Source organism: Candidatus Schekmanbacteria bacterium (assembly GCA_003695725.1).
Taxonomy (GTDB): Bacteria; Schekmanbacteria; GWA2-38-11; order GWA2-38-11; family J061; genus J061.
Map to the genome: position 1 here is coordinate 1 of RFHX01000263.1, position 5,947 is coordinate 5,947.

Annotated in this window: 7 protein-coding genes and 1 tRNA gene; 6 read left to right on the forward strand and 2 right to left on the reverse strand. The window is 34.9% G+C overall.

All coding sequences use genetic code 11. From position 1 onward, the window contains the following. Window positions 1–190 precede the first annotated feature (190 nt). The 3 genes from D6734_10190 to D6734_10200 all read left to right on the forward strand — a co-directional run bounded on the left by D6734_10190 (window position 191) and on the right by D6734_10200 (window position 2,702). Window positions 191–484 carry a hypothetical protein gene (locus D6734_10190; GenBank protein ID RMF93378.1) on the forward strand — a complete coding sequence of 98 codons (294 nt, stop codon included), beginning with the start codon at window positions 191–193 and terminating at the stop codon, window positions 482–484. A 335-nt stretch (window positions 485–819) separates the two neighbouring features. Beyond that, the gene (locus tag D6734_10195) at window positions 820–1,269 is read left to right on the forward strand and encodes a hypothetical protein (GenBank protein ID RMF93379.1); all 450 of its coding nucleotides are present in this window, start codon (window positions 820–822) and stop codon (window positions 1,267–1,269) included. Between the two features lie 11 nt (window positions 1,270–1,280). Further along, window positions 1,281–2,702: a DUF4382 domain-containing protein gene (locus tag D6734_10200; protein RMF93380.1), complete on the forward strand. Its 1,422-nt coding sequence runs from the start codon at window positions 1,281–1,283 to the stop codon at window positions 2,700–2,702. Window positions 2,703–2,769: 67 nt separating this feature from the next. On the opposite strand, the gene msrB is transcribed toward D6734_10200, so the two are convergent. After that, complete coding sequence (gene msrB, locus D6734_10205) at window positions 2,770–3,852, reverse strand: peptide-methionine (R)-S-oxide reductase (GenBank protein ID RMF93381.1); 1,083 nt, start codon at window positions 3,850–3,852, stop codon at window positions 2,770–2,772. 298 nt (window positions 3,853–4,150) lie between these two features. On the opposite strand from msrB, the gene D6734_10210 reads away from it, so the two are divergent. The 3 genes from D6734_10210 to D6734_10220 all read left to right on the forward strand — a co-directional run bounded on the left by D6734_10210 (window position 4,151) and on the right by D6734_10220 (window position 5,446). Continuing rightward, a tRNA-Leu gene (locus D6734_10210) sits at window positions 4,151–4,230 on the forward strand. A 108-nt stretch (window positions 4,231–4,338) separates the two neighbouring features. After that, complete coding sequence (locus D6734_10215) at window positions 4,339–4,785, forward strand: D-tyrosyl-tRNA(Tyr) deacylase (protein RMF93382.1); 447 nt, start codon at window positions 4,339–4,341, stop codon at window positions 4,783–4,785. Between the two features lies 1 nt (window position 4,786). Continuing rightward, a complete protein-coding gene (locus D6734_10220) occupies window positions 4,787–5,446 on the forward strand; it encodes a CAAX prenyl protease-related protein (protein RMF93383.1) in 660 nt (219 codons plus the stop codon). 8 nt (window positions 5,447–5,454) lie between these two features. On the opposite strand, the gene D6734_10225 is transcribed toward D6734_10220, so the two are convergent. Continuing rightward, window positions 5,455–5,727 (reverse strand): TMEM165/GDT1 family protein, encoded by a 273-nt coding sequence (locus D6734_10225; GenBank protein RMF93384.1) that lies wholly within the window; start codon window positions 5,725–5,727, stop codon window positions 5,455–5,457. Window positions 5,728–5,947: the final 220 nt, after the last annotated feature.

Here is a 5,947-nt window from a genome sequence, read left to right on the forward strand (position 1 = left end):
TAAAGAGGATTAATCCATCTTTCCAGTCTGCTTCTTAAAATTACCTTAAATTTCAATAGATTGTAATTTAAATTAAAAATTTTTAAAACAAGGCATAGATTTTGCATATTATTTTAGATAAAGATATTTAATTCAGATTAAATAGATCCTATTTATATTCTAATCAAGCAGAAAGGAGGTGAGATAGGATATGACATACAAAGACATTGAAAAAATTGCAAGCTCTGTCGTTGGTGGACTTTTTGCTCCAAGAAGCGCTCATGCAGGTATTGAGGGATGTTCAGGTGCACAGGATTCAAATCCCTTTGCCTGCGATCCGCAGACAAACTTCGGTTGCAGCAATACATATCAATGCGGCGGTGCTGCGCCATTTGATTGTTCAGGAGGCGGAACATTCCAATGCAGTCCAGTGTTCGATTGTGCCGGTGGTATCTTCAGCTGTGATGCGGGTTTTGAGTGCTTTCAGCAGTTTACTGCTGCATAAAGAAAATCTTTAGAGGAATTAAAAGAGCTTTTATTTTTAAAAGGAGGAGTGTACACTTTTAAAGGCCTTACTAACAGAAATGAATTTGTATAGAACCTGTATAGGCATTGAGAAAACACAACCTCAATTGTAATGGAATCACATTTCAACTCTTCAGAAGACATTAGTTGTAAGATATAAAGTCTTTTTCTTGGTTTATCAACTGATTATTATATAATTGGTTGTTCCAAAATCCAAACTTTCACAAAATCTTTCCATATTTTTTTCCTCTAATAAATTCTCTCTTTCATCCGAAATAACTAATCTACCAAATGATAAATACAAGGAGGTAATTTATGAAAAAAACAAAACTTTCATTACTTACAACATTTATCATAATTCTTTCAGCACTTCTCATTTTTCCTATTGCACTTAAATCAGCAGAAGCTTCAAAAGATAAACCCATAGTGAAAAAAGTCGTCCCTAAAAAAGTAAAGCAGGGTGAAACATTGGACATTACCATCAAAGGCAAAAGATTTGAGAAAGAAAAAGGGACATCTCCCAAGGTAAAATTCAGCGGCAAAGGAATAACTGTAAACAATGTTAAGTTTGTATCTCGAAAAAAACTAAAAGCAAACATAACAGTTGACTCTTCAGCAGCTAAAGGACGTAGGACTATTAAAATAATAAATCCAAATGGGAAAGCCGGCAAAAAAAGAAAAGCAGTAAAAATTGTAAAAGGCAGCACCCCATCAAGCAGATCAACCGTCGTTTTTAAAAACAAAAGCACATACAGCGGATTATAAGGAAATGACTAATGGACTTCAAAGAAGAAAAAGGAGGTTATAAAATGATAAATAAGAAAATAATATTTTTTATCTTATTAATTCCTTTATTTTTTATAATATCCCCAACTTTTGCCGGTTCTAATGCAAACAATGTTGATGGTGTAAATGTAACTATAAAACAAATTGATGTAGCCACTGATTGCGGCAACGGTACATCGAACTGTACATGGCAAACTCTTTTTAGCAGCAGTACTGGCGCAACTATAAATCTTCTTGACAGTAAAATAATGTCTGAAGGAGAAGATTACAAAGCAAATTCATTACCTACAGGTGAATACAAGTATTTAAAACTTACTCTCTCAAAATTTGAAATTCTTTCAGGAAATTCTACATATGACATTTTAAGCAAACTCCTTTATGAGAAACATCTCAATAAAAGCGGCAATGATTATTATCTTTATGCTTCTTCAGAACCTGATTTTGAAGGAGATCAAAATGGTGAAGATGTAATGTTTATGATTCCATTTACAGTGGAAGAAGACAGCAATATTACAATGACGGTCAATATCTTTTTGCCCGAGCAAGCAATATCCTGCCAAAGTGGAGATTGTATGATCACTCAACCTCCAATTATTTCAATTGGTGCAGAAGAAGAGCATACACAGGGTAGCAGTACACTTGGAACTCTCAATGGCACAATAGTAAATCTTCCTGAAGCCGACAAACCAGTTTATGTTGGATTTTATCCAGCTGACAATATGCCTCCACCGGGCCAGCCTCCAATGTTGGGCGCAGAAGTTGTTGTTTCAGGAACAACCGGGGCATTTTCAAGTCTATTACCAGATGGATCATATTATATTGTTGGATTTCAAGATTTAGACCCAAACGATACAGGTGGTATGCCAATGCCTGTTGAAGGAGTGGATTACTTTTATAATAACTTTGCTATTTCTCATACTATTGAAAGCGGTAAAACTACTAATGTGCAAATTGATTTCAGCTCCAATGATGTAGAGGTATTTGATGGCGGAGAAAGTCTAACTGTAAGGGTTGATTTATCAAATATTAACTCACAAGAAAAATCAGGAAAAAAGTTATATGTTGGGCTATTCCCAAATCCAAATTCATTACCATGTAATCAAATTATGGGCCATGACAGCGGAAATGAAGGCCCAGATATAGGCGATGTCAAAGAGCTAACAGGTGATGAACAATACAAAGACATAACAATAAATGGTATTTCTGAAGGACAATATTGTGTAGTATCGCTTCTTGATATAACAGAAGAAGACTATGTTGAACCAACAGTAAATTCAGATTATTTGGGTTGTTACGGAGATTGTTTACAAAACAACAGCACAGGACTTTCTGTTACAGCAGGACAGGACAATGTATTTACATCAACAGCCATAACTCTCAGTACTTTTGATATGAACAATTTTATTCCATAGGGATATATCACCTGCATCCCCTCCCACCCCTCAAAGCTCACGAAGTCAGTAAATGCTTCGTGAGCTTTTATTTTTCAAATAGTTCCCTATATTCCCCGTAACCTTCCTTTTCAAGGTCTTCTTTCGGGATAAACCTCAGCGCTGCTGAATTGATGCAGTATCTCTTTCCCGTAGGAGGAGGGCCATCAGTGAAAACATGTCCAAGATGAGAATCGGCGTTTTTGCTTCTCACTTCAACTCGTGTCATAAATAAACTCTTATCAATTCTTGTCACAATATTTTCTTCTTCAAGGGGCTTTGTAAAGCTTGGCCACCCTGTGCCCGAATCGAATTTATCAATTGAGCTGAAAAGAGGTTCACCAGAAACGATATCTACATAAATCCCTTCTTCCTTGTTATTCCAATATTTATTATCAAAAGGGGGTTCTGTACCGTTTTTTTGTGTCACTTTATATTGCAATGGTGTAAGGATCTTTTTCAGTTCTTCTTTTTTGGGTTTTGAAAATTTCTTTTCTTCTTCCTTTTCATTACCCCAGATGTTTTTCAAAACCTGAAGCCGCCCTGAGCCAGCTTTATATAAGTTATATCTTCCGGGATTTTTTTTATAAAAATCCTGATGATAATCTTCTGCCTCATAAAATACATCAAATTTTTTGATCTTCGTCGCAATAGGCTTTTTAAATTTTCCTGATTTTTCAAGTTTCTCCTTTGATCTTTCAGCAATTATTCTCTGTTTCTCATTGTGATAAAAAATTGCGCTTCTATATTGTGCTCCTCTATCAACAAAAGAGCCGCCGTCATCTGTAGGGTCAATCTGACGCCAAAAGACATTCAGTATATCTTCATATGATAGCTTGTTTGAATCATAGAACACCTGAATAGCTTCAAAATGCCCTGTTGTCCCTGAACAAACTTCTTCATAGGTAGGATTTTTCGTTTTGCCACCGGTATAACCTGCTTTTACATCCACAACTCCATCGAGCTGTTCAAAAGGAGGTTCCATACACCAGAAACACCCGCCAGCCAAAGTTGCCACTTCTAAATTTTCTGAGTCTGCCATTTTTTTATCTCCTCCTCCCTGAAATGTTCTGCCATCAGAGCATCCTAAGACTATAATCGTAATCATCGCAATAATGAAAATTTGTTTCATTTTGCACCTTCGTATAAAATTGAATTATCATCTATCTTTACAATTAGTAGTTTTTTTCTCGATAAATATCAAAATAAATTATCTTTAAATTATCATTCACCAATATTTCTTTTAATAACCAACTAAAATATCAAACGATTATGACTGGCTAATGAAGACAGATCAAAATGAACAAACTGAATTTTTTTGAAAAATCAATTATAGAAAAACAATAGGATTTCTTCTTTATTAGATGAGCAAAGAACAAGAAGTTTACCGATTGACAAACTACTATAAATTCATTTAAATACAACAATGCGGGAAAGTGGCGGAATTGGCAGACGCGCTGGACTTAGGATCCAGTGGGCAACCGTGGGGGTTCGAGTCCCCCCTTTCCCATATTTATTTTAATGAATAATTTGTCCTTAATATCTCTAAACTTGATTTTAAAGCCATTTCATAATAACTAATTCTAAATTTTCATCCTTTTTTAATATCAATTTTTCTATGCGCGCAGTTATACAAAGAGTAAAAGAAGCATCTGTTACAATTGAAGGGAAAATCCATTCCTCCATTAGCAATGGTCTTCTTATACTACTTGGTGTTAGTGAAGACGATACTGAGGAAGACTTGAACTATATTGCCGAAAAAGCAGTAAACCTTAGAATATTTGAAGATACTGAGAAGAAGATGAATTTCTCCTGTATCGATGTAAAGGGAGAGATCCTTGTTGTCAGCCAGTTTACTCTTCTTGCAGAGACACGAAAGGGCAGAAGGCCAAGTTTTGTAAAAGCAGCAAAGCCTGATAAAGCAATTCCTCTATATGAAAAATTCATAAAAAAAATTGAATCATATGGGATTACGGTAAAAAGCGGAATCTTTGGTGCTATGATGGATGTAAAACTTTTAAATTATGGTCCTGTGACAATAATTATTGACAGTGTGGAGAAATAAATTGCCAAAAAAGGAATCTTTAACAAATAAATTAAGGCCATATTATCCATATGTTCTTCCTTTTGCTGTTTTTATGATTTTAACAGAAATCGGTAATTGGATACCAGATGCAATATATTACATCTATCCTCTCAAAACATTAGTAACAGCGGGTATTCTCTTATATTACTGGAAATATTATAAAGAATTGAATCTCTCTTGGACAGGTTTTGCACTCTTCTGCGGGATTGCAGTTTTCATAATCTGGGTCGGTATAGATGATTTTTATCCAAAGCTTTCATCAGGGACAAGTTATAATCCCTATGCTTTTAAAAGCAAAAGAATTGCAGTTTGGCTTATATTCAACAGAATGATCGGAAGTGTAGTCATTGTACCAGTTATGGAGGAGCTTTTTTGGAGATCCTTCATTTTGCGATTTTTAATCAATCAAGATTTTAGAAAAGTTCCTATTGGAACATTTACATGGCCATCATTTATAATAAGTTCAATTCTTTTTGGTACAGAACATAACAGATGGCTTGCCGGAATCATTGCAGGTGCTATATACAATATTGTCCTTTATCAGAGGAAAGAACTGTCAGACTGTATTGCAGCCCACGCAATCACTAATTTTCTGTTGGGAGTCTTTGTGGTTTCATCAGGCTGTTATGAATTTTGGTAAAAAAATAACTATCCTTTGAAGAAGGTCCATATCCCTATCGCTACAAAAGCAATTCCAGCGATTTTAGACATAACTTTTTCATCAATCCAATTTGAAAGAATGGTGCCTGCAAATACGGCAATCGCAGATGCCACTGTCAAAGCAAAAGCAGCCCCTATGAAAACAACTATCTTGCTATTTTGAGCTTCAGAAGCATAAAGCAATGTTGCAAGTTGAGTCTTATCAGCAATTTCAGCAATAAACACTGTCCCAAAAACCGTCAGCAGAAGTTTAAAGTCCATTGATATCTCCTTTTTGGTTCATCGAAATTTACAAAAGAATTCTATTTCTCTTGTATTTTAATAGAATTTATTACTTTTAATAGAATTTATTACTTGGTAAGTTTAAGAAAAAAATTGAAGGAAATTTTATGTCTTCTCTCTTTCTCCCAAAATCTCATTTATCTTGCCATAATCGAGAACTTCTTCCTGTAAAAGGCACTCTGCCATTTTGTTTAGGAGA